At 63.3% G+C, this 20,220-nt stretch carries 18 protein-coding genes and 1 pseudogene; 13 read left to right on the top strand and 6 right to left on the bottom strand.

The features are described from left to right. Positions 1–14: 14 nt before the first annotated feature. From LB552_RS12405 to LB552_RS12425, 5 genes are all read right to left on the bottom strand, one after another. On the bottom strand, positions 15–1,016 hold the full coding sequence (locus LB552_RS12405) for an ABC transporter substrate-binding protein (protein WP_224606904.1): 1,002 nt from the start codon (positions 1,014–1,016) through the stop codon (positions 15–17). A 314-nt stretch (positions 1,017–1,330) separates the two neighbouring features. After that, complete coding sequence (gene hutC / locus LB552_RS12410) at positions 1,331–2,062, bottom strand: histidine utilization repressor (protein WP_095768633.1); 732 nt, start codon at positions 2,060–2,062, stop codon at positions 1,331–1,333. Between the two features lie 30 nt (positions 2,063–2,092). Next, a complete protein-coding gene (locus LB552_RS12415; RefSeq protein WP_224605997.1) occupies positions 2,093–3,118 on the bottom strand; it encodes a zinc-dependent alcohol dehydrogenase in 1,026 nt (341 codons plus the stop codon). Positions 3,119–3,133: 15 nt separating this feature from the next. Beyond that, positions 3,134–4,456 (bottom strand): histidinol dehydrogenase, encoded by a 1,323-nt coding sequence (gene hisD / locus LB552_RS12420; protein ID WP_224606004.1) that lies wholly within the window; start codon positions 4,454–4,456, stop codon positions 3,134–3,136. Positions 4,457–4,653: 197 nt separating this feature from the next. Next, a complete protein-coding gene (locus LB552_RS12425) occupies positions 4,654–5,427 on the bottom strand; it encodes an SDR family NAD(P)-dependent oxidoreductase (protein ID WP_095768630.1) in 774 nt (257 codons plus the stop codon). 185 nt (positions 5,428–5,612) lie between these two features. Between LB552_RS12425 and LB552_RS12430 the strand changes: the two genes are divergently transcribed. From LB552_RS12430 to LB552_RS12485, 12 genes are all read left to right on the top strand, one after another. Then, complete coding sequence (locus tag LB552_RS12430) at positions 5,613–7,691, top strand: N,N-dimethylformamidase beta subunit family domain-containing protein (protein WP_224606007.1); 2,079 nt, start codon at positions 5,613–5,615, stop codon at positions 7,689–7,691. A gap of 10 nt (positions 7,692–7,701) precedes the next feature. Further along, entirely contained in the window at positions 7,702–7,851 is a 150-nt protein-coding gene (locus tag LB552_RS12435) for a hypothetical protein (RefSeq protein WP_224542919.1), read from the top strand. Between the two features lie 732 nt (positions 7,852–8,583). Then, a complete protein-coding gene (locus LB552_RS12440) occupies positions 8,584–8,853 on the top strand; it encodes an acylphosphatase (RefSeq protein WP_411965928.1) in 270 nt (89 codons plus the stop codon). A gap of 163 nt (positions 8,854–9,016) precedes the next feature. Beyond that, positions 9,017–9,667 (top strand): Rieske (2Fe-2S) protein, encoded by a 651-nt coding sequence (locus tag LB552_RS12445; protein WP_224606027.1) that lies wholly within the window; start codon positions 9,017–9,019, stop codon positions 9,665–9,667. Beyond that, positions 9,664–10,509 carry an aromatic ring-hydroxylating oxygenase subunit alpha gene (locus tag LB552_RS12450; RefSeq protein WP_224600629.1) on the top strand — a complete coding sequence of 282 codons (846 nt, stop codon included), beginning with the start codon at positions 9,664–9,666 and terminating at the stop codon, positions 10,507–10,509. Before LB552_RS12445 ends, LB552_RS12450 begins: the two co-directional genes overlap by 4 nt. Then, complete coding sequence (locus LB552_RS12455) at positions 10,506–11,165, top strand: glutathione S-transferase family protein (RefSeq protein WP_224606030.1); 660 nt, start codon at positions 10,506–10,508, stop codon at positions 11,163–11,165. Before LB552_RS12450 ends, LB552_RS12455 begins: the two co-directional genes overlap by 4 nt. 1 nt (position 11,166) lies before the next feature. Next, positions 11,167–12,546 carry an amidohydrolase gene (locus LB552_RS12460; protein ID WP_224606034.1) on the top strand — a complete coding sequence of 460 codons (1,380 nt, stop codon included), beginning with the start codon at positions 11,167–11,169 and terminating at the stop codon, positions 12,544–12,546. A gap of 26 nt (positions 12,547–12,572) precedes the next feature. Then, positions 12,573–13,667 carry a BMP family ABC transporter substrate-binding protein gene (locus tag LB552_RS12465; RefSeq protein WP_224606933.1) on the top strand — a complete coding sequence of 365 codons (1,095 nt, stop codon included), beginning with the start codon at positions 12,573–12,575 and terminating at the stop codon, positions 13,665–13,667. 2 nt (positions 13,668–13,669) lie between these two features. Next, on the top strand, positions 13,670–15,193 hold the full coding sequence (locus tag LB552_RS12470; RefSeq protein ID WP_224606036.1) for an ABC transporter ATP-binding protein: 1,524 nt from the start codon (positions 13,670–13,672) through the stop codon (positions 15,191–15,193). Next, a complete protein-coding gene (locus LB552_RS12475; protein ID WP_224606039.1) occupies positions 15,190–16,290 on the top strand; it encodes an ABC transporter permease in 1,101 nt (366 codons plus the stop codon). Before LB552_RS12470 ends, LB552_RS12475 begins: the two co-directional genes overlap by 4 nt. After that, entirely contained in the window at positions 16,287–17,198 is a 912-nt protein-coding gene (locus LB552_RS12480; protein WP_095768621.1) for an ABC transporter permease, read from the top strand. The genes LB552_RS12475 and LB552_RS12480 overlap by 4 nt, the downstream gene beginning before the upstream one ends. 464 nt (positions 17,199–17,662) lie before the next feature. Beyond that, positions 17,663–19,963, top strand: a complete 2,301-nt coding sequence (locus LB552_RS12485; protein WP_224606059.1) for an FdhF/YdeP family oxidoreductase — start codon at positions 17,663–17,665, stop codon at positions 19,961–19,963. 2 nt (positions 19,964–19,965) lie between these two features. Here LB552_RS12485 and LB552_RS12490 read toward each other — a convergent pair. Further along, a pseudogene (locus LB552_RS12490) lies at positions 19,966–20,072 on the bottom strand (cysteine hydrolase); the annotation flags it as partial. Positions 20,073–20,077: 5 nt separating this feature from the next. Between LB552_RS12490 and LB552_RS12495 the strand changes: the two are divergent. Beyond that, a complete protein-coding gene (locus LB552_RS12495; protein WP_224606936.1) occupies positions 20,078–20,182 on the top strand; it encodes a DUF3309 family protein in 105 nt (34 codons plus the stop codon). The last annotated feature ends 38 nt before the right edge of the window (positions 20,183–20,220 follow it).

Genomic DNA, 20,220 nt, shown 5'->3' on the forward strand with positions numbered 1-20,220 from the left:
CGACGCAGCCTTCGTCATTCCGCGGCCTTGACGAATGACGGGTCTATCATCTGCTCCGGCGTAACGTCGGCCTGGAGCAGCCCGGCATTCTTGGCGGCGGCTTCGACATCGGCGAATGTCTTGGTGGAGAACTCGCCGGTCAGAGCGCTCTTGTTCTCGGCGAGAGAATAATAGCGCACGCCGTCGAAGGCCGTGTTGAGGTCCTCGACACTGGAACCGACCGCCTTGGAAATGATGGCGCGGCCACCCGCGGTATCGGCGTTGTAGTTCTTCAGGGCCGCATCCCAGGTCTTGATCATGGCAAGCACCTGACCGGGCCGCGACTTGATCACCTCGTCGCGCACCACAAGCACGTCGCTGATCAGGCCGGGATCCTCGCCGGCGGTGAAGAGCAGCTTGACGTCCTTGTTCTGCGCCCTGGCCGCGGTGAGATAAGGTTCGTAGGTGACCGCGACCGGGACCTGTCCGGCAATCAGCGCGCTGCCGGCGTCGGCCGCCGGCATCGGCACCGGCTGCACATCGGCGATGGACATGCCGTTCTTGGCAAGGGCGTATTTGAGCAGGATGTCGCTGGTCGTGCCTTCCTCGAAGGCGACCTGCTTGCCCTTGAGGTCGGCGACGGAGGAAATATCCTTGCCGGCGATCATGGCGTCGGCCGTCATGCTGACGTCGAGCAGCAGCACGATCTTCACCGGCAGGCCCGCCGCAACCATACCCATCGCGGTATGGGTCGCGATGTTGGCGGCATCGAGCTGGCCGCTCGCGAGCGCGGCATTGATGTCCTTGTCCTCGGCGAAGTTGACGATTTGGACGTCCGACAACCCACTTGCCTTGAACAGGCCCTTGGCCTCGGCGACGTGCCACTGGCCATAGCCGAGCCATGGCTCGATGCCGATCTTGAAGGTGCCCGCTTCAGGCGCCGCGGGAATGGCCGTGTCGGCGGCATAGGCCGCCGGGGCGATTACGATGGCGGCGGCCACGGCGAGTGCACGAAATTGTCCTGCTAGGTTACGCATCATCTCTGTTCCCCTTTATGATCGCGCCGATCTTTGAACTGCATATCCGGCTTGGATGAGAATGCGGGCTTATGCTCTTGCGGCATTGTGCCTCGGCGTCTTACCTGCCGCTTCAACGGAAGCGCAAGGATACTCAACGTCAGCGGCGGTGAATGTCAAGGCGAAAATACATACATGCATATACAAGCTGGAGCAGCTGAATCCGCGGCTTCCATGGCATCGGGCCGCATCCGTTCGCCGCATGGCGTTCGATCGATCGCATCCAGGAAGTCCGTCACGCGATTTGCGCCGGAACAGGGCTCGCCTTGCCGCGATCAGCCGCTTTTGGAAGGAGAGTACCGGCTGCCGAGCGAATAGCGGCTGCCGACATAGGTCAGCTTGCTGATCGTGGCGACGATCGCTCCCGTCCACGTCCGGCGGTGCAGAAGCAGGCAGCAGCTGCCGGCATCGATGCCTAGATGCCGCGCCGTCTCGGCATCGGCTGGGATTGCCGAGATGATGTGCTCGACCTCGGTCACCGGTGTTTTCTGCATCAGATAGTCGTAGGTCGCGGTCTTGGAAAAATCCTGCTTGTCGTAGTCGGGTATCAGGCTCGGATTGACGAAGCGCTCTTCCAGTTGCACGGGCAGATCGTTCTCGAAATTGACGACGACGGAGTGGTAGACCGACGAACGCCTGGCGAACTCGAAGGACAGCGCAAGCTCCTTTTCCGGCATGATTTTTTCGAGGACGAGAACCTCGGAACGATGCTTGTTGCCGCGTGCCAGGATCTCGGCCGCGATATTGTTGATCTCGATCAGGGCCGATTGCGGCCGCGGCGGCGCAATGAATGTTCCCACGCCCTGCAGCCGGATCAGAAATCCCGCCGAGGTCAGTTCCCGCAAGGCACGGTGGATCGTCATCCTGGAGACGCCAAGCGCTGCCACGAATTCATTTTCGGACGGCAGCTTGCGGTCCTTGCTCCACCGGCCGGTTCCGATGTTCGTCAGGATGTAGTCCTTGACCTTCTCGTAGAGGGGGCTGGCCGTATCGGGCAGAGTGTTCATTTCAGATATCCTTTCCGGCAAGCACGGAAATCAGGAATGCTCAAGGGATTGCCGCATCCGGATGATTGTTTTCAAGCCGTCGCCCTGGCCTTCCAGCAGCCGCCGGTAGGTTGCGGGGACGTCATCCAGGCCGATCTCGCGGTCAATCAGGCTGATCAGCGGCTCGCTCAGTTCACCCAGCATCCGGATGGCATCGGGAAGCTCGTCGGCGAAGGCGTGGCAGCCCAGCAACGCGATCTCCCGCTCGACCAGCATGTTGGGGTCGATGTCGAGCCGGCCGTGGAAGATGCCGACCATCGCAATGGTGCCGCCCGGGCCGAGAACACCCAGCAACTGACTGAGCGCGGCGACGCTGCCTGTCGCCTCGACGGCCGCGAGCAAGGGGGTATTCGCAGTCGCTGAGGCGATGGCGTGCGCGTCCAGGTCGACGATCGTGGCGCCGGTCACGCGCGCGACGCGAGCGCAGCGGCCTTGGTTGCGGTCGGCGATCAATACGGTGCCCGCGAGCGTCCGCGACAGCAGCAACGCGGCAAGGCCCCCGATGGTCCCGCAGCCGAGAACAAGCACCGAGGCCGCCGCTTTCGGCAGGCGTCGCACCGCATGCAGCGCAACCGCGAGCGGCTCGGCCATCGCCGCCACCCGCACATCAAGCGCGGCATCGACGCTATGCAACAGGCGCGCGGGGAGCACGGCCTGTTCGGCAAATCCGCCGTCGCATATTTCGCCGACGAAGCCTAGCGACGTGCAGAGATGGCGCCTGCCGGCACGGCATTGCGCGCACTCTCCGCACCAGAAGCGTGAATCGGCGACCACCCGGTCGCCAATGGCGATGGTGTCGACGCCCTCACCCACGGCGATCACCGTGCCCGTCAATTCATGGCCGGCCGTCGAAGGCGAGCGGCTTATCCATTGACCGGTGCGGAAATTGTGCAGGTCGGAACCGCAGATGCCCGCGGCGTCCACCTTGAGCTTCACCCAGCCCGCATCGGGGACGCCCGGGGCGGCGATATCCTCAACGCGCAAGTCGCCGGGTCCGTAAAGTCGCGCGGCCTTCATCGTCTTCGCTTCCGCTCAGACCGAGAGATAGCGGCTGCGGATTTCCGACACCGCGTTTTCATGCGAGCTGAAGCCTTCGTAGCGGGCGAGCCTGCGCGCGTGCCGGGCGAGTTCCGGATAGGCCGCCGACGTCACATAACCGACTGACGAGCGCTTGACGAAATCCGTGACCGACAGCGGCCCATAGGTGCGCGCCCACCGGCTGGTCGGCAACACGGCATTGGGCCCGAGGACAAAGTTGGCGAGCGTCACCGGCGTATGCGGACCCATGAGGATCTCGGCCGCTTCGGTGATGTGCCCGAGATGCGCGAACGGTTCCTTCGACAGGATCTCGAGATGCTCCGGAGCGTAGTCGTTGATGAAGCGATAGCTGTCCTCCAGGGACGCGGTCAGCACGATGCCGCCGCGCGTTCCGGTCAGCACAGCGCGCGAGAATTCGACGCGCTGTTCGCTCATGCGGGACCAATGCTGCGGCAGCGCGGCAAGCGCGGCCTCGGCGACCTTGCGGCTGTGCGTCACCAGATAGGCCGAGGAATCCGGTCCGTGCTCGGCTTCGATCAAAAGGTCCAGCGCGGCAAGGCCGCCATCGACGCTGTCATCGGCAAAGATGATGGCTTCGGAAGGGCCGGCCGGAAGGCCGGTGTTGATGACCGAGGACAGCAGGCTCTTTGCCGCCACCACCCAGGGACTGCCCGGCCCGACGATCTTGACGGCGGGCTTCACCGTCTCGGTGCCATAGGCGACAGCAGCGACCGCCTGGGCGCCACCGCATTTGTACACGGTCTCGACGCCGGCGAGACGTGCGGCAACCAGGGTCGCGGCATCGACGGATCCATCGGAAGTCGGCGGCGTCACGATCGCTATCTGGGGCACGCCGGCAATCACAGCCGGGACCGAGGTCATCATCGTCACCGACGGGAAGGCGCCCTTGCCGCGCGGAACGTAAAGCGCCACGGAGGCGATCGGGGTGTATCTGTCACCTGCATAGGCGCCCGGCCGGACTTCCTTCAGCCACATCGTTTCCGGACGCTGCTCCTCGTGGAAATGCCGGATGTTCTCGATACCGAACCGGATGCTCTCCACGACATCCTTTTCGACCTTGTCGAATGCCGCGTCGAACTCCGCTTCCGAGACCTTGAGCCCGCCATCGGCCACATCGGCCTTGTCGAGCTCGCGCGCGAACCGAAGCAGGGCGGTGTCACCTTCGGTCCTGACCGCCTCGATGATCGGACGGGCTTTTTCGACGAAGACCGAAAGATCGGCTTCGGCGCGCCTCAGCAAGCTGGCCCGCCGGTCGGCGTCGAGGGTCGACAGGTCGTGGAAGCTGATATCGGACATGGCTGCTCCTTCTCCCGGAACGCAGTGGCGGTTGGCGATGGCCGGTCACACGCCTGGAAGACCTTTGAGACCGGCAATACGAGGCAAGGGCCGCAGGTGGAACATTGCCAGCCTGCAAAAGTATATACATGTACGTATAACAGCTGCCAGCATTTTCTGCGTCCAGCAAACTCTAGCTCAGCTGATGAGAGGCCATCTCAGATCGACGCGAGAAAGCCGCCATCGACGGGGATGGACTGACCGGTGATGTAGGCCGAGGCATCGGAGGCGAGGAATACCGCAATCCCGTGCAGGTCCGACAGGTCGCCGAAGCGATGCTGCGGGATTTTGGCGAGCATCGATTGCCGCCATGCCTCATTGCCGTAGAACACTTCCGTCATTGCCGTCCTGAAATAGCCGGGGGCGATGGCGTTGACCCTGATCCCCAGATCCGCCCACTCGGCCGCCAGAGCGCGCGTCATGCCGAGCAAGCCCGACTTCGACGAGCCATAGGGCACAGCCGTCGGAATCCCGACTTCGGAGGTGAGTGAGCAAAGATTGATGATGACGCCGGGCCGGCCGGCGTCCTTCATGTGCTGCGCGGCGGCCTGGGCGCAGAAGAATGCGCCTTTGAGATTCGTGTCGACAATCCTGTCCCAAAGCGCTTCGTCGACATCGAGCGAGGGGTGGACTTCCTCCATTCCGGCATTGTTGACGAGAATATCGAGACCGCCGAGCAGGCCGGCGGCCTCGGCCGTCGCCGCCCTGCAGCGGCCGACATCGGTGACGTCTAGGGCGATGGCGTGCGCCACCCCGCCGGCGGCGCGGATGGTCGCCGTCGTCTCCCCAAGCGAGGCAAGGCTGCGTGCCGTGACGGCGACATCGGCGCCGGCCGCGCTCAGCGCCTCGGCAATGGAACGCCCGATGCCGCGGCTTGCGCCGGTGACAAGTGCTTTCCGGCCCGACAGGTCGAAGAGCGGAGCGTTGCGCATGCGATCCTCCTTGGCACCGCCGGCTTGGCGATCTCGCCTTGAGCCTAATGGATCGAACTTACCTATACAAGCATATACAAATCAACTGGGTTGCGGTAGTGGTTGAGGGCATGCGCGACAACCGGTCGATCTGGACCAAGACCGCGAAGTCGCTCCGTCATTCATGGATTTGAGAGGCACGATCCATGCGCCGCTTGGTTGACCATGGAGCGATGAGCGCTGCCGGTTATGCCACGCCCTGGAGCGTAAGGCCCGGCCAGCGGGTGGAACTTGGCCTCTCCTGCAGCCGGCCGGTGGAGAGCGTGCGGATATGCCGGCTGGACACGCAAGCCGCGGACTTCGAGGATTGGCCAATCGAGGCGACATCCGAGCCGGACGCCCATCGCAGCTTCGATCAAGGGTCATACCTTCGCCTGCATGCCAAGGAGCTTGCAAAAGCGCCTGCCGTCAAGGGCATCCGCTTTGAGCTGTTTCTCACCCGCAATATGGGGCCGCGCACAATCCTGGAAGCGGGCTCCTTTCTGCTGAGCCTTCGCGATGGGGCGATCGCCTTGGAGATGCGGAATGATCGTCTGTTGTCTGCGCCGGTTCCGCAAGGGGTTTGGCTGACCATCGAGCTCGGCCTGCATGAGGACGAGCCGCTTTTCAAGCTGAAATCTCACGACCTCCTCGCCCCTTACGAATTCAAGCGGCGCCTGCACGACGCCGAATGGCATCCGCAAGGGCGCGACATCCTCTTCGGCGCGAGCGGCTCTCGAAGTGAGCTCACTCTCAATGCGAGATTTGCAGCTATTCGGCTGGAGACTTCTCAGGGGCCAATCACCTGGGATTTCCCGACTCTTCTGCCGACGGGACCGATCCTGTCGTCAGGCGGACCGGTTCCGCTGGCGCTCGATGTGATCAATCAACCTACATTCTGCGTGACATCGGCGCGCTGGGACGGATCAAGCTTCGACCCCCGGCTCGTGCCTTCGCACTACGATGCCGTCCATTGCCATGACGATGACATGGGACCGCTCGATTGGCCTGCTTCCCACCGCGCCGCGGTGCCCGAGAATGCGAAGCCGGGCGTATACGCTTTCCAGGTGGAATGGGACGGCGGCTACGAGCGCATCGTGTTCTTCGTCACCTCCGCGCGTGCCTCCTCACCACTGCTTTATCTGCTGCCGACCGCGACCTATCTCGCTTACGCGGACGAGTATCTCCCCGACCATCTCTATGAGTGGAAGTGCGACGATCGCGGACACCGCTTTGCCATCGCAAACAGCCTCAAGTCGCTCTACGACTATCACTCCGATCTCAGCGGCGTGTCGATCTGCTCCTATCGCAAACCCAAGGTGACATTGCGGGACGACTACAACTACCCGCTATGCGGCTGCCCTCACAACTTGCCGGTCGATCTGCATTTCCTCAGATTCTGCAACGAGAACGGCATAGCGCTCGATATCGTCACCGATCACGATCTGCATCGGCAGGGGCTCGAGGCTCTCCGCGGGCATCGGGCCGTCGTGACAGGAAGCCATCCGGAATACATGTCGACCGAGATGGAAGGGGCACTGCGGCAATTCGCGGCCGACGGCGGCAGCATCGCCTATCTCGGCGGAAACGGCTTTGCCGGAACGGTCGCCTTCAAGGACGACCTGATGGAATTGCGCCGCTCGCCCCTGGAACCTGGCCGCACATGGGACGGCCCGGTCAGCGAACAATATCTGTCGATAACCAACGAGCCTGGCGGCCACCTTCGCTCCCGGGGCCGCGGCGAGTTTTCACTGGTCGGCGGCGCGATTTCGCTGATGGGTTTCGACGGCGCGCGCCCGTTCACGCGAACGCCCGAAAGCCACGCGCCGGAATGCTCATGGTTGTTTGAAAGCATCGAGGACGAAACCTTCGGTTCGGAAGGCATCGTATTGGGTGCCGCCGCGGGTTACGAGGTGGATGCGACGAACCCGGCCCTGGGCACGTCGGCCGACACCGTCGTGATCGCCCGCGCGACGGACTTTCCGGCCGGCTTCTTCCAGGATCCCTCGCGCTGGTACGCGGGCGGGGATGAAGAACGCGTCGGCCGTCGCTGCGCCGAAATGACCTTACGAAATCTTGCTGCGGGCGGCCTGATCTTTTCAGCAAGTTCGGTCGCCTGGTGCGGCGCGCTGCCTGCCGGCAAAGCAATGAACGACGTGGGGAGGATCACCCTCAACCTGCTCAACCGTCTCTCGGCATTGCAAAGCAGGAGGCCAACTCCGACGCCCGGCGATCAAGCCTCATGAGGAGCCTGAAATGCTGAAGAGATTGGGACTGGCGGTCTTCGTGGTCGCGGCAACCATGAACTCCGCCTGCGCGGATACCATGGCGCGCCCGAAAATTGTGGAAGGCCATGCGGGCTTGAGCATTCATTGCTGTCCTGTGAACGCGGCCACGCGAACGTGATCGCAGCTACGCTCGATCTGATCGGGTCGGAAAGGCTCAAACGATCGCGAGGCCGGTAGCATCAGACACAGCCAGTTCGTTAACGCGGCGGAACTGGCAATTGGCCAGATCGCCACCGACTTGCGCCCGTCACGGGCGCCCGACCATATCCTGCCGGCGCGAGAAAGCGCTCTCGGCAGCGGCGTGCTGGAGATCGCGGGAGTCATTCTGGTCGGCCCTGAGCGTGAATTTGCTCTTTACCGACCCCAGAGATTTCGCCCTGTCCCTCTGCCATTCCTCTGTCGCATGGCTACGACGCGGCGGCAGGCCTCCACGCCGCGGCGCCGCTCGAAAAAGGTTTGAGCCGCCATATTCCGTTTAGCTTCCGGTCTTGATCTGGGTCCAGAGGCGGTTGAGCACGCGCTGCTCCTTGGACCCCTAGGGAGAAATCGTGAAAAGCTTCTTGAGTGTTTCGCGACCGTCGGCGCCCTCCATCCGCCAGGATAGGTCGCGCTGGGAAGCCAGCGGCCTATACGATCCCTCAATCCCGTAGCGCGTCGTCGAAGGCATATCAACCAGGTCGTGAGCGCGACTAGTTGGACCGAAACCTGTCTGTCGATCTTGAGGATCAACTCGCACATAGCAGTCTTCGACTTCAGGTCTGGCGTGACGACGCTCTCAAGCAGATGCTTCAGCGATTGAGCACGATGTAGATAGATAGATAGAATATTAGCTTCATTGCCGAGGTTTTCTATGAACGAGCAAAATCGATGTTCCTGGCGGGAGCGCATGACGATCCTCGGCGATGTCGAGGTGGCATCCTTTCTTCCGTGGATCGAGCGTCATGCCGCCAAGCTCGGGCTCGCGCATGCGATATGCGTTGCCGGTCCCGACCGCGTTGAACTCGACATTGCCGGTCCGGTCGAACTCATCGACATGATGGAGATGGGGTGCTCGCTTGGACCAATCGATGTCTGGGTCGAGACGATCCGCCGGATGCCGATCAAGAGCGAATCGGGCTAGGTTTCTGGGCCTGCGGCCCTCTGCCTGCCGAGGTATGATGCACCTTTTTTAGGCATTATTGCCAGTGAGGAAATGTTGTGCAAACGTAACCCGGCGTATTGGCATATCCTTGACCGCGAAGCTTCGCTCGGGAAGATGCTGGTGCCGTTTTGAAAGTTGATGCATGCCGTCTTATCCCACCGGCTCATGGATGCCTGTTGCCCTCTCCGCGGACTTGCCGGCGGGAACCGTTATGCCGGCGCAATCCCCGGCCGGACCGGTTGCCCTTTGGCGAACCCGCTCCGGCCGTGCGGCGGCCTTCGCCGACAGATGCCCTCATCGCGGCATGCGACTTTCCCACGGCTTCGTACGCGGTGAGACCCTGGCCTGCATTTATCACGGCTGGAGCTACGCCAAGGCGGGAAACTGCCAGCGCATTCCGGCCCATCCGGCATTGAAGCCGCCGGACACAATTCGGGTCGCGACGCAGCACGTCGAGGATGGCGGCGGCATCATATGGATTTCGGTTGGCGAACCCGCCGCCGGGCCGCCGCGGTTCGAGGGCCTTGCGCCGCTCCGCTCCATGGTGGTGGAAGCGGGCATCGTGGCGCTGGAGGCGGCCGCGGGCACGACGGCCGCTGGAGACCTGCTCGACTACACCTATGATGATCGGACCGTCCGGCTGCTGCTTGCTCCCGATGGGCAGGCGCGCACGCTGATGCATGTTTTGGTGGACGAGGACAGCAATCCGGACGAGCGTATCGCCGCGTCGAGGGCCGCCGAGGCGCTGCGGCGGGCGGCCGAGGATATTGCACGCGCCGGGATCGCCCGATGACCCGCAACACGATGATCGACGGATGGTACCCTGTCGGCCTTGCTAGCCAGCTCGATGCGCATGGGCGCAGGACGGCCCTGATGGGCGAGCCGATCGCGGTGAGGCGCGGCGAAGATGGAAACGCGAAGGTCACGGGCGGCAACGGACGTGACCTGCCGGCCTGCATCCGCTATGGCCATGTCTGGTCATCGCTCGGCAATCCACAAAAGCCGCTGTTTGCGATCCCCGAGGCCGATCAGCCGGGCCGCCGGCTCGTCGATGTCGGGGTGGTGCGCGTGCGCTGCTCGCCATTGCGTGCGGTGGAGAACTTCCTGGACATCGCGCATTTTCCTTTCGTGCATACCGACATACTGGGGGCCGAGCCGCATACGGAGGTGCAGAACTACAAGGTCGAGATCCGAGAGGACGAAGACGAGGTTTGGGCCACTCAGGTGAAGTTCTACCAGCCGCAGGCCGCCAAGTCGGCGGAAGGTGGCATCACCACGGAATATATGTACCGCGTGCCCGCGCCGACCTGCTCGGTGCTCTACAAGACCTGCCCGCCTCGCCCGGCGGAATGGGACGTCATCACACTTTTCGTGCAGCCACTTGCCGAAGACCTATGCGACGTCTGGCCATGGATGGCGCTGTTCGACGACGAAACACCGATGGCCGACCTGATCCATTTCCAGCAGACGATCTTCGTTCAGGACCGATCGATCCTCGAAAACCAAATTCCGACGCTGCTCCCGCTCGATCCCGGCATGGAGATTCCCACGCGCGCCGACCTTACCTCGGTTGCCTACCGGCGCTGGCTGAAACGCCACGGCTACACCTACGGCGCGCAACTGGTGGCGCAATGAAGCTCTACGACTACGTGCTGTCGCCGAGCTGCTACAAGGTGCGCCTCATGGCTGCGCTGATCGGGGTGACGCTCGACATCCGTCCTGTCGACTTCCATCCCGGTCGCGAGCATCGCGGTCCTGAGCTCATGGCGCTCAATCCGGCCGGTTCGATCCCGATCTTGGAGGATGGCGACCTCGTGCTGACCGAATCCTCGGCCATGCTGGTCTATCTCGCCGCGAAGGCGGCACCCCAATGGCTGGGCAATGATACGGTCGGGCGGACGGCGCGCGTCCAGCAATGGCTGTCCTTCTCGCACCGGCTGACCGCGAGCCTTGGGACGGCGCGCTTGCACGAGATGCTGCTGCGTCCGGGCAATATCGCCGCCCTTCGGGAGCAGGGAATAGCGGCCCTGCGGGAGCTGGAAGCGGGCCTCGTCGAACAGCATATCCGCGGCCAGCGCTTCCTCGCGTCGGATCGACCGACGATCGCCGACATTGCCTGCTTTCCCTATGTTGCGCTGGCGCCGGACGGCGGTGTTTCGCTCGACCCCTATCCCGCAATCCGGCTCTGGTCGCGGGCGGTCCGCAGTCTCGAGGGCTTCATCGAGATGCCGGGCATCCACCGGCTGCACGAACTGACGCCCGCGCCCGTCCTCGAAGTCGGCGAGGCCTGACGTGGCGGGCTATTTGCTGAAGGGCTGCGCTGCGGTCATCGTGGACGAGGGCAACGGTCCGGACATCCGACGCAATGTCGATGTCTTGACCGACGGCCCGGCAATACGGGCCATCGGCGCAGGCCTCGACAAGGCAGAGCTGCCCGTCGGAACAATCACGCAGGACGCCGCTGGCTGGTTCGTCTATCCCGGCCTCGTCAACACCCATCACCACTTCTTTCAATGCTTCGTGCGCAACCGCGCCGATCTGGACTGGACGAAGCTGTCGGTCATCGAATGGCTCGACCGCATCTATCCCATTTTCTCGCGGCTGACTGAGGAATGCTTCTACCACGCATCGGTCACGGCGATGGCCGAGCTGATAAAGCACGGCTGCACGACGGCATTCGACCATCAGTATTGCTTTCCGCGGCAGGCGGGCAAGCGGCTGATCGACCGGCAGTTCCAAGCAGCCGAACTGCTCGGCATGCGCTTCCATGCCGGACGTGGCGGCAACACGCTGCCCAAATCGGAAGGCTCGACCATCCCCGACGCCATGCTGGAAACGACCGACGAATTCATCGCCGACTGCGCCCGGCTGATCGACGCCTACCATGATGCCGGTCCCTTCGGCATGCGGCAGGTCGTCGTCGCGCCTTGCCAGCCAGTCAACTGCTATCGCGACACCTTCGTGGAATCGGTGGCGCTGGCGCGCGACCGCGGGGTGCGCATGCATACCCATGTCGGCGAGGGCGAAAGCCCGGTAATCGAGGCCCGTCACGGCATGCGCACGGTGGACTATTGCGCCGACATCGGCTTCTGCGGGCCGGAGACCTTCTATGCCCATTGCTGGGAACTGACCCATGACGAGCTGCGCAAGATGGCCGCGAGCGGCACCGGCGTCGCCCATTGTCCGGAACCGGTCTATCTCGTCGGCGCCGAAATCACCGACATTCCGGCGATGTCGGCCTTCGGACTCAGTGTGGGTCTGGGCTGCGACGGCGCCGCCTCAAACGACAATTCCAACCTGATGCACTGCATCCATTCCGCCTACATGCTGCAGTGCCTGTCGGCGTCGACGCGCGACCATCCGGTGCCGCCGCCGGCCGATTTTCTCGGCTATGCGACGACCGGAGGCGCGGCATTGCTCGGTCGCGGCGACATCGGCAGGCTGGCGCCCCGCATGGCCGCCGACCTTTTCGCCATCGACACGCGGCGCATGGACTATGTCGGCACGCGGCACGATCCGCTGAGCCTGCTGGCCAAGGTGGGCATCGGCGCGCCGACCGATATGACCATGATCAACGGCCGCATCGTCTGGGCCAAAGGCGAATTCCCGGGGCTCGACGAGGCCAGACTGTTCGCGCAAGCCGAGGCGGCGCTTGCGACGGTGGAATTTTAGAAACCAAAACAAGGGGAACCGACATGCTGACAAATCTTACCCGCAGAACATTGATGAAAGGCGCGGCCGCCTCTGGGCTCGTCGTGGCGGTGGGCGGCCGCGCGCTCGCCGCCGACGAACCTCTGGGCATCGTGCTCGTGGTCCCGTCGCCGGTCGGCGATGTCGGCTGGGGCCGTGCGCTCGCCGACGGGCTTGAGCCTGTGAAGGCAGCCTACGGCGACAAGGTGAAGGTGACGATCATCGAGAACATACAGGAAGGACCCGATGCCGACCGGATCATGAACAAGGCGGTCGCCGACGGGAACAAGTTCCTGGTCGCCGGCTCCTTCGGCTATCAGAACGGCGCCCTGCAGATCGCGCGCCGCAATCCCGATGTAACCGTGCTGCACGCTTCCGGTTTCCAGGTGGCGCCGAACTTCTCGCCCTTCGCGGCCCAATATTCCCAGGGTACCTACCTTATGGGCATGGCGGCAGCCGCGCTTTCGAAGACTGGCAAGCTCGGCTCGGTCTCTGCCTTCGCCATTCCCGAGCTGATCACCTCTATCAACGCTTTCACGCTGGGAGCGCAGGCGGTGAAGCCCGATGTCGAGGTTTCGGTCGTATGGGTGAACTCCTGGTTCGATCCAGCTAAGGAGCAGGAGGCCGCCAAGGCGCTGCTGGCGCAGAAATGCGACGTGATCTTCTCCAACGCGCAGGACACACCCTCCGTCGTCTCGGCCTGCGAAGAGGCCGGTGTGCCCGCCTTCAACCTCAACTCGTCGATGAAGAAATACGCGCCCAAAAACTATCTCGGCTGCGTGGCAACCGACTGGTCGCCCTTCTTCAAGGCCTCGGTCGACGCCCACATCGCCGGCACCTTCAAGGGCGCAAACGCTTTCCTGGGTGTGGGCGACAAGGTGGTCGAGGTCGTTGACTGGAACCCGGGAATCCCGGCCGACATGATGGCCAGGATCAAGGACGTTGAGGCCAAGATCGCCGACGGCAGCTTCTCGCCCTTTACCGGTCCGATCGTGAAGGCCGACGGCAGCGAGGGCGTGCCCGCCGGCAAGACGATGACCGGGGCCGAGATCGTTGCCATGGACTGGCATGTCAAGGGTGTCACCACGCCGCTGCACAAGTGACCGTGACTGTCCCGCTCCTGTCGCTGCGCGGCATCTCCAAGAGCTACGGCCAGATCCATGCCAATCGAGACATCGATCTGGATGTGGCTCCACGCTCGATCCATGCGATCCTCGGGGAAAACGGGGCGGGCAAGTCGACGCTGATGAAGCTGATCTACGGCGTCGAGCAGCCGGACGCCGGAATGGCGACCTGGAAAGGAGACCCCCTGGCCCTCGCTTCCCCCGCGGATGCGAGGCGCAAGGGGATCGGCATGGTCTTCCAGCATTTCTCCTTGTTCGAAACACTGACGGTGGTGGAGAACATCCGCCTGGTCGTGCCCAAGGGCAAATCGGATCTCGCGGAACACATCCGTGCGCTCGGCCGCGACTTCGGACTCGAGGTCGATCCGCTTGCCCATGTGCACGCGCTCTCGGTGGGAGAACGGCAGCGGGTGGAGATCATTCGCTGCCTGATGACCGAACCCCAGCTTCTGATCCTCGACGAACCGACCTCTGTCCTGCCGCCGCAATCGGTGGACAAGCTGTTCGAGACTTTGCGGCGGCTGCGCGACGGCGGCGTTTCGATCCTGTTCATCTCGCACAAGCTGGAGGAGATCCGGGCGGTCTGCGACCGAGCGACCATCCTGCGCGGCGGGCGCGTCACCGGCCACGTGGACCCGCGCGACCATGACGCGCACGACCTCGCCCGCATGATGATCGGCCGCGACATGCCGCAGCCCATGCCGGCGTTGGCGCATTCCGGCGGCGAACAGCGCCTCGAAATCGTGGGCCTGGACCATCAGCCCGATGATCCCTTCGCCGTGCCGCTTTGCGACGTCAATCTGACGGTGCGTGCCGGTGAGATCCTCGGCATAGCGGGCATATCGGGCAACGGGCAGAGCGAACTCGCGGCGCTGATCTCGGGCGAAACGGTGCTGCCGCGCGAAAAGTCCGATCGCATCTACATGATGGGAAAGGATGTCGGCGCGCTCGATACGGCCGCCCGCCGCCGGCTGGGCTTCGCTTTCGTTCCGGAGGAGCGGCTCGGCCGCGGCGCGGTGCCGGAAATGTCGCTCGTCCTCAACAGCCTTCTGACCGCCCATCCATTCGGCCTGCTGAAACGCGGCCTTGTCGACACAGCCCGGGCGAAGGCTTTCACCGAGGACTGCATCCGGCAATACGACGTGCGCACGCCCGGTTCCGAAGCGGAGGCCGGCGCGCTTTCAGGGGGGAATCTGCAAAAGTTCATCGTCGGCCGCGAGATCATGCTGTCCCCGAAATTGCTGTTCGTGGCGCAACCCACCTGGGGCGTGGACATCGGCGCGGCCTCCGCCATCCGCCGGCGCCTTGTCGCCCTGCGCAATGAAGGCATGGGCATCCTCGTCATCTCGGAGGAGCTGGAGGAACTGTTCGAACTCTGCGATTCGATCCAGGTGATCCATCAGGGCCGGCTGAGCCCGCCGCTGGTGACGCGCGACACCAGACCCGAGGAGATCGGCCGCTACATGATCGGCGCGCAATCAATGGCCACGAAGGTCCCGGCATGAGCGCTCTTTCCAGGCCGTTCCTTCCGGTTCTGGTTCGCCGGGAGCATGCCTCGCTTACCGTGAAGCTGGTCGCCCCGCCCATGGCGCTCGCCCTGGCGACGCTGCTTAATCTCGGCCTCTACCTCCTGATGGGCCGCGATCCGGTCGCTATTTTCCACGCGATGCTTCTGGAGCCTTTCCTGTCCTGGGCCTCGTTCTCGGAAGTTCTGCTGAAGACGGGGCCGCTCCTGCTGATCGCGCAGGGGCTTGCGATCGGCTTTCGCGCGAAGGTCTTCAACATCGGCGCCGAGGGTCAGTTCATCCTCGGCGCGATCTTCGCATCCGCCATTCCCGTCTGGTTCCCGCAGGCAACGGGCCAGTGGATCTGGCCATCCATGCTGGTCATCGGCGCGCTGGGCGGCGCGCTGTGGGCGTCGCTAACGGCCTTCTGGCGCGTGAAGCTCAACGCAAACGAGATTCTCGTGTCGCTCATGCTGGCGCTCGTTGCCGCGCAATTGCTCAATTATCTGCTTCTCGGCCCCTGGAAGGATCCGAATGGCTTCAACTTCCCTCAATCGGTGATGTTCCAGTACGACGCGACGGTGCCGATCCTGATCCCCGGCACCCGCGTCAACGTCTCACTGCTTGTCGCCTGCGCCTTCTCCCTCGGCGCCTGGGTGTTCATGCAGAGGAGTTTCGCGGGGTACAAGCTGCAGGTCGGCGGCCTCGCGCCGCGCGCCGCCGGATACGCCGGCTTCAACGAAGGACGTGCGATCTGGCTTTCGCTCCTCGTCGGTGGCTTCGCGGCAGGCCTCGCCGGAGCGGCCGAGGTCGCCGGGCCGCTCGGACAGTTGCAGCGCTCCATCTCGACCGGCTACGGCTATGCCGCCATCATCGTCGCCTATCTCGGAGGCCTTCACCCCGTCGGTATCGTCTTTTCCGCGTTGCTCATGGCGGCCCTCTATATCGGTGGCGATAACGCCATGGTCTCGGCAAATCTGCCAGTCGCTGCGGTCAGGGTCTTCCAGGGCAGCCTGCTGCTGGCCTATCTTGTCGCCATCGCCTTCGTCCGCTATCGGCTCGAATGGCGCCATGCCGCCCACGCAAGCACGCCATGAACGCCGTGGAGTTCATCATCGCCGGGATGTTGGCGGCGGCTACGCCGTTCCTTCTGGCGGCGCTCGGCGAACTGGTGGCAGAGCGCGCCGGGGTCCTCAATCTCGGTGTGGAGGGCCTGATGGCCCTCGGCGCAGTCATCGCCTTCATCATCGTCTATCAAGGCGGCGGGCATCTCCTGGGTTTTCTCGCCGCTGGTCTCGCCAGCGCCGCTCTTTCCCTTGTCTTTGCGGTCGTGGCGCTGGGATTCCGGGCGAACCAGGTTGCGACGGGCCTCGCCATAGGCATCCTCGGCCAGGGCCTGTCGGCGCTGTTCGGCAAGAGTTTTGAGAGCCTCACGGTCAAAGGGCTTCCGAAGCTCTCATTGCCCTGGCTTTCAGATATCCCCGTCATCGGCGGCCTGTTCAGCCAAGACATTGTCGTGTGGCTTTCGCTTGCTGCGACCGTCGCCATTTGGGCGGTGTTTGCCTACACCAAGACCGGCCTCGTCATCCGCGCCGTCGGCGAGAATCCCAAGGCGGCCCGTGCGCTCGGCTATCCGGTAATCGCCGTGCGCTTCGCCGCGGTCGCTTTCGGCGGCGCGTTGGCGGGTTTCGCCGGTGCCTACGCGGCCGTGGTCTACACTCCGCTCTGGGCCGATGGCATGATCGCCGGGCGCGGCTGGATCGCGATCGCGCTCGTCGTCTTCGGCACTTGGCTTGCCAGCCGTATCTTCCTTGGTGCTTGCCTCTTCGGCGCCGTGTCCCTCGCAAGCCTCGCGGCCCAGACAACTGGGCTCGACGTTTCCTCGCAACTTCTATCGAGCCTACCTTATCTCGTGACAATCGTCGTGCTGGGCATCATTTCTTCGAACCGGCGTCTGCTCAAGCTCAACGGCGTGGCTTCGCTGGGAGAGCCTTTCGAACCATAGTGTCGCTCGCCGCCCGGGCGCTATAACCCGACATCTGAGCCGCACCGTACCCCTGGCGCGATCAGGGTTGACGAGTTTGAGAATGCCGAGCAGCTCGCCGCATAGCTCGGCATGGACCTCGCCGCGCTTGTCGCCGGGCGTGAGCACGATCTCTCCTATCAACGAGCGCAGCGCAGCGGCGGCCGGACGTCAACGGTTGCCCTGGGCGGCGCGAAGCTGATGATAGACGGGCACCACCTCAATCGTCCGCTCGGTTCAAGGCTGTCTGGCATCGCCCTTCGGCACTCTTGGTGGAGATTGGCAGCGCCTCTGTGGACACAATTGAGCCATCCGACACGACCGTGCGCTACCGTTAGCGAGCCTGAGCACTGGCCGCCTACGATGAGTCACTGGCGAGGCAAGCTGGAACAACTGAGGCCCGCTTTGGTTTTTCCCTTTGCTTTCCTCTTTTTTGGACGACTCACATGGAACCTGCTGTCACCGATCGCGTCGAGATCAAGAAATACAATCATCCGACCGGCGGATGGGGCTCGCTCAAGTCTTTGATCCGCAACGCGCGGGACCAGGGGCTGCTGCTGTCCGACATATGGAGCACGTTGCTGAAGCAGAACAAGGCGGATGGCTACATGTGCGTCTCCTGTTCATGGGCGAAGCCGGCCGAGCCGCGGCCTTTCGAGTTCTGCGAGAACGGCGCCAAGGCAACGATGTGGGAGCAGACCAGCAGGCGCTGCGAGCCGTCCTTCTTTGCCACCCATAGCGTGACCGAACTCCTGGATTGGCCGGATCACGATCTTGAGAAACAGGGACGCCTGACGGAGCCGATGCGCTATAACCGCGCCACCGACAAATACGAGCCTGTGGCGTGGCCGGACGCGTTCGGCGATATGGGCGCTCAACTCAGGCGCCTCGACCCGAAGTCCGTGGTCTTCTACACGTCCGGACGCGCCTCGCTCGAGGCCTCGTTCATGTATCAGCTCTTCGCCCGCATCTACGGCTCTTCGAACCTGCCCGATTCCTCGAACATGTGTCACGAGTCGACGTCGGTCGGCCTACCGGAATCGATCGGCTCTCCGGTCGGCACGGTGCAATTGGAGGACTTCGCCAAATCCGACATGATGTTCTTCTTCGGCCACAATACCGGTGTCACCGCGCCGCGCCTGTTACACCCCATCGAGGACGCTCGCCAGCGCGGGGTCCCGGTGATCACCTTCAACCCTCTGCGGGAGCGGGGCTTGGTGAGATTCAAGAACCCGCAGAACCCGGTCGAGATGCTGTCGCCAGGCCCAGGGACGAAAATGTCGAGCGATTTCTTCCAGATCCGGGCGGGCGGGGATATTGCGGCCATGACTGGTATCGCCAAGGCTGTGCTGGCGCTCGATGACGCAGCCCGAGAGCGAGGCGGAAAACGCGTCCTCGATACCGCTTTCATCGAGGAGCATACATACGGCTTTGCCGACTTCGAAGCCTATCTGCGCGCGACCGGTTGGGAAGACATCGTTCGACGTTCCGGCATCTCGCGGGCTGATCTCGAACATGTCGCTGAAATATACAGTTCGGCCAATGCGGTGATCGGCAATTACGGCATGGGGCTCACTCAGCATCGCCACGGCACCGAGAATGTGCAGATGCTGTGCAACCTGCTGCTCATGCGCGGCAATATCGGCAAGCCCGGAGCCGGCATATCGCCGTTGCGCGGACACTCCAACGTGCAGGGACAGCGAACGGTCGGCATTTCCGAAAAGCCGGAGCTCGTCCCGCTCGACAAATTTCGCGACTTCTACGGCTTCGAGCCGCCGCGGGATAAGGGGCTCGATACCGTCGAGACGTGCGAGGGCGTGATCGACGGGCGGGTTCGCGGTTTCGTCGGACTCGGCGGTAATTTCGTGCGGGCCGTTCCGGAAACCGGACTGGTCGAGAAGGCCTGGCGGAACCTCGACCTGCACGTCGAGATCGCGACCAAGCTCAACCGCAGCCATTTGATCGCCGGGAAAGTCACGTATCTGCTGCCATGCCTGTCTCGGCTGGAGAAGGACATTCAGGCCAGCGGGCCGCAATGGGTCTCGATGGAGGATTCGACCGCCTGCATTCACGGCTCCTTCGGGTCGCGGCCAAAACCGAGCGAGCATCTCATGTCCGAGCCGAGCATTGTGGCGGAACTCGCCAAGGCGACCGTCGCCGGCATGAGTTCGATTCCCTGGGACGACTGGGTCGCTGACTATTCCCGCATCCGCGACGAGATCGAGCGCTGCTTCCCGGCACATTTCAAGGATTTCAACAAACGCTTCCTCACGCCAGGTGGATTCCATCGCGACATCAAGGCGTCGAAGCGCGTCTGGGAAACGCCGAACAAAAAGGCGAATTTCAAGCTGCCCACCACACTGGAAACCGACCCAGACATCGATGTGTCGGGCGAGGACGTACTGACGCTGATCACAGTACGGTCGAACGACCAGTTCAACACGACCGTGTATGGTTATCGCGACCGGTTGCGCGGCATCATCGGAACGCGAATGGTCCTGCTGATGAACGAGGAAGACATCAGACGGATGGGGCTCAGCGCCGGGCAGGAAGTCGCTCTCGAGGCGCATGCCGATGACGGCGTCGAGCGGCGGGTGGGAGGCCTGCGGGTCACGCCTTACTCCATACCAAGCGGCAACTGCGCCGGCTATTATCCCGAACTCAATCCTTTGATTCCGCTGTGGCACAGGGCTCATAAAGCGCACGTCCCGGCGGCGAAATCGGTGCCGGTGAGGATCGTCGCATAGCTTCAGGTCCAGGCCGAGAGAATCGTCTCCATGTCGACGGTCTCGACTTGTTGCGCGAAGCGCTGGAGGTAGACGGTCATCAGGCGCCGTGCGTGGCGTCGGAGGAACTGCGCGATCCCGGCTTGGCCGTATTCCTCAGGTTGGAACTACGGGCCTTCAGGCCTCGTCGGCGTCATACTTATCATCTTGATAGTCCTGGCTCTCATGGGCAGGATTTGAGGACCGGATAATCCAGTCGCACCCGATCGGCATCTCTA

Origin of the sequence: Mesorhizobium sp. CA7 (genome assembly GCF_020165015.1) — a bacterium.
Lineage (GTDB): Bacteria > Pseudomonadota > Alphaproteobacteria > Rhizobiales > Rhizobiaceae > Mesorhizobium.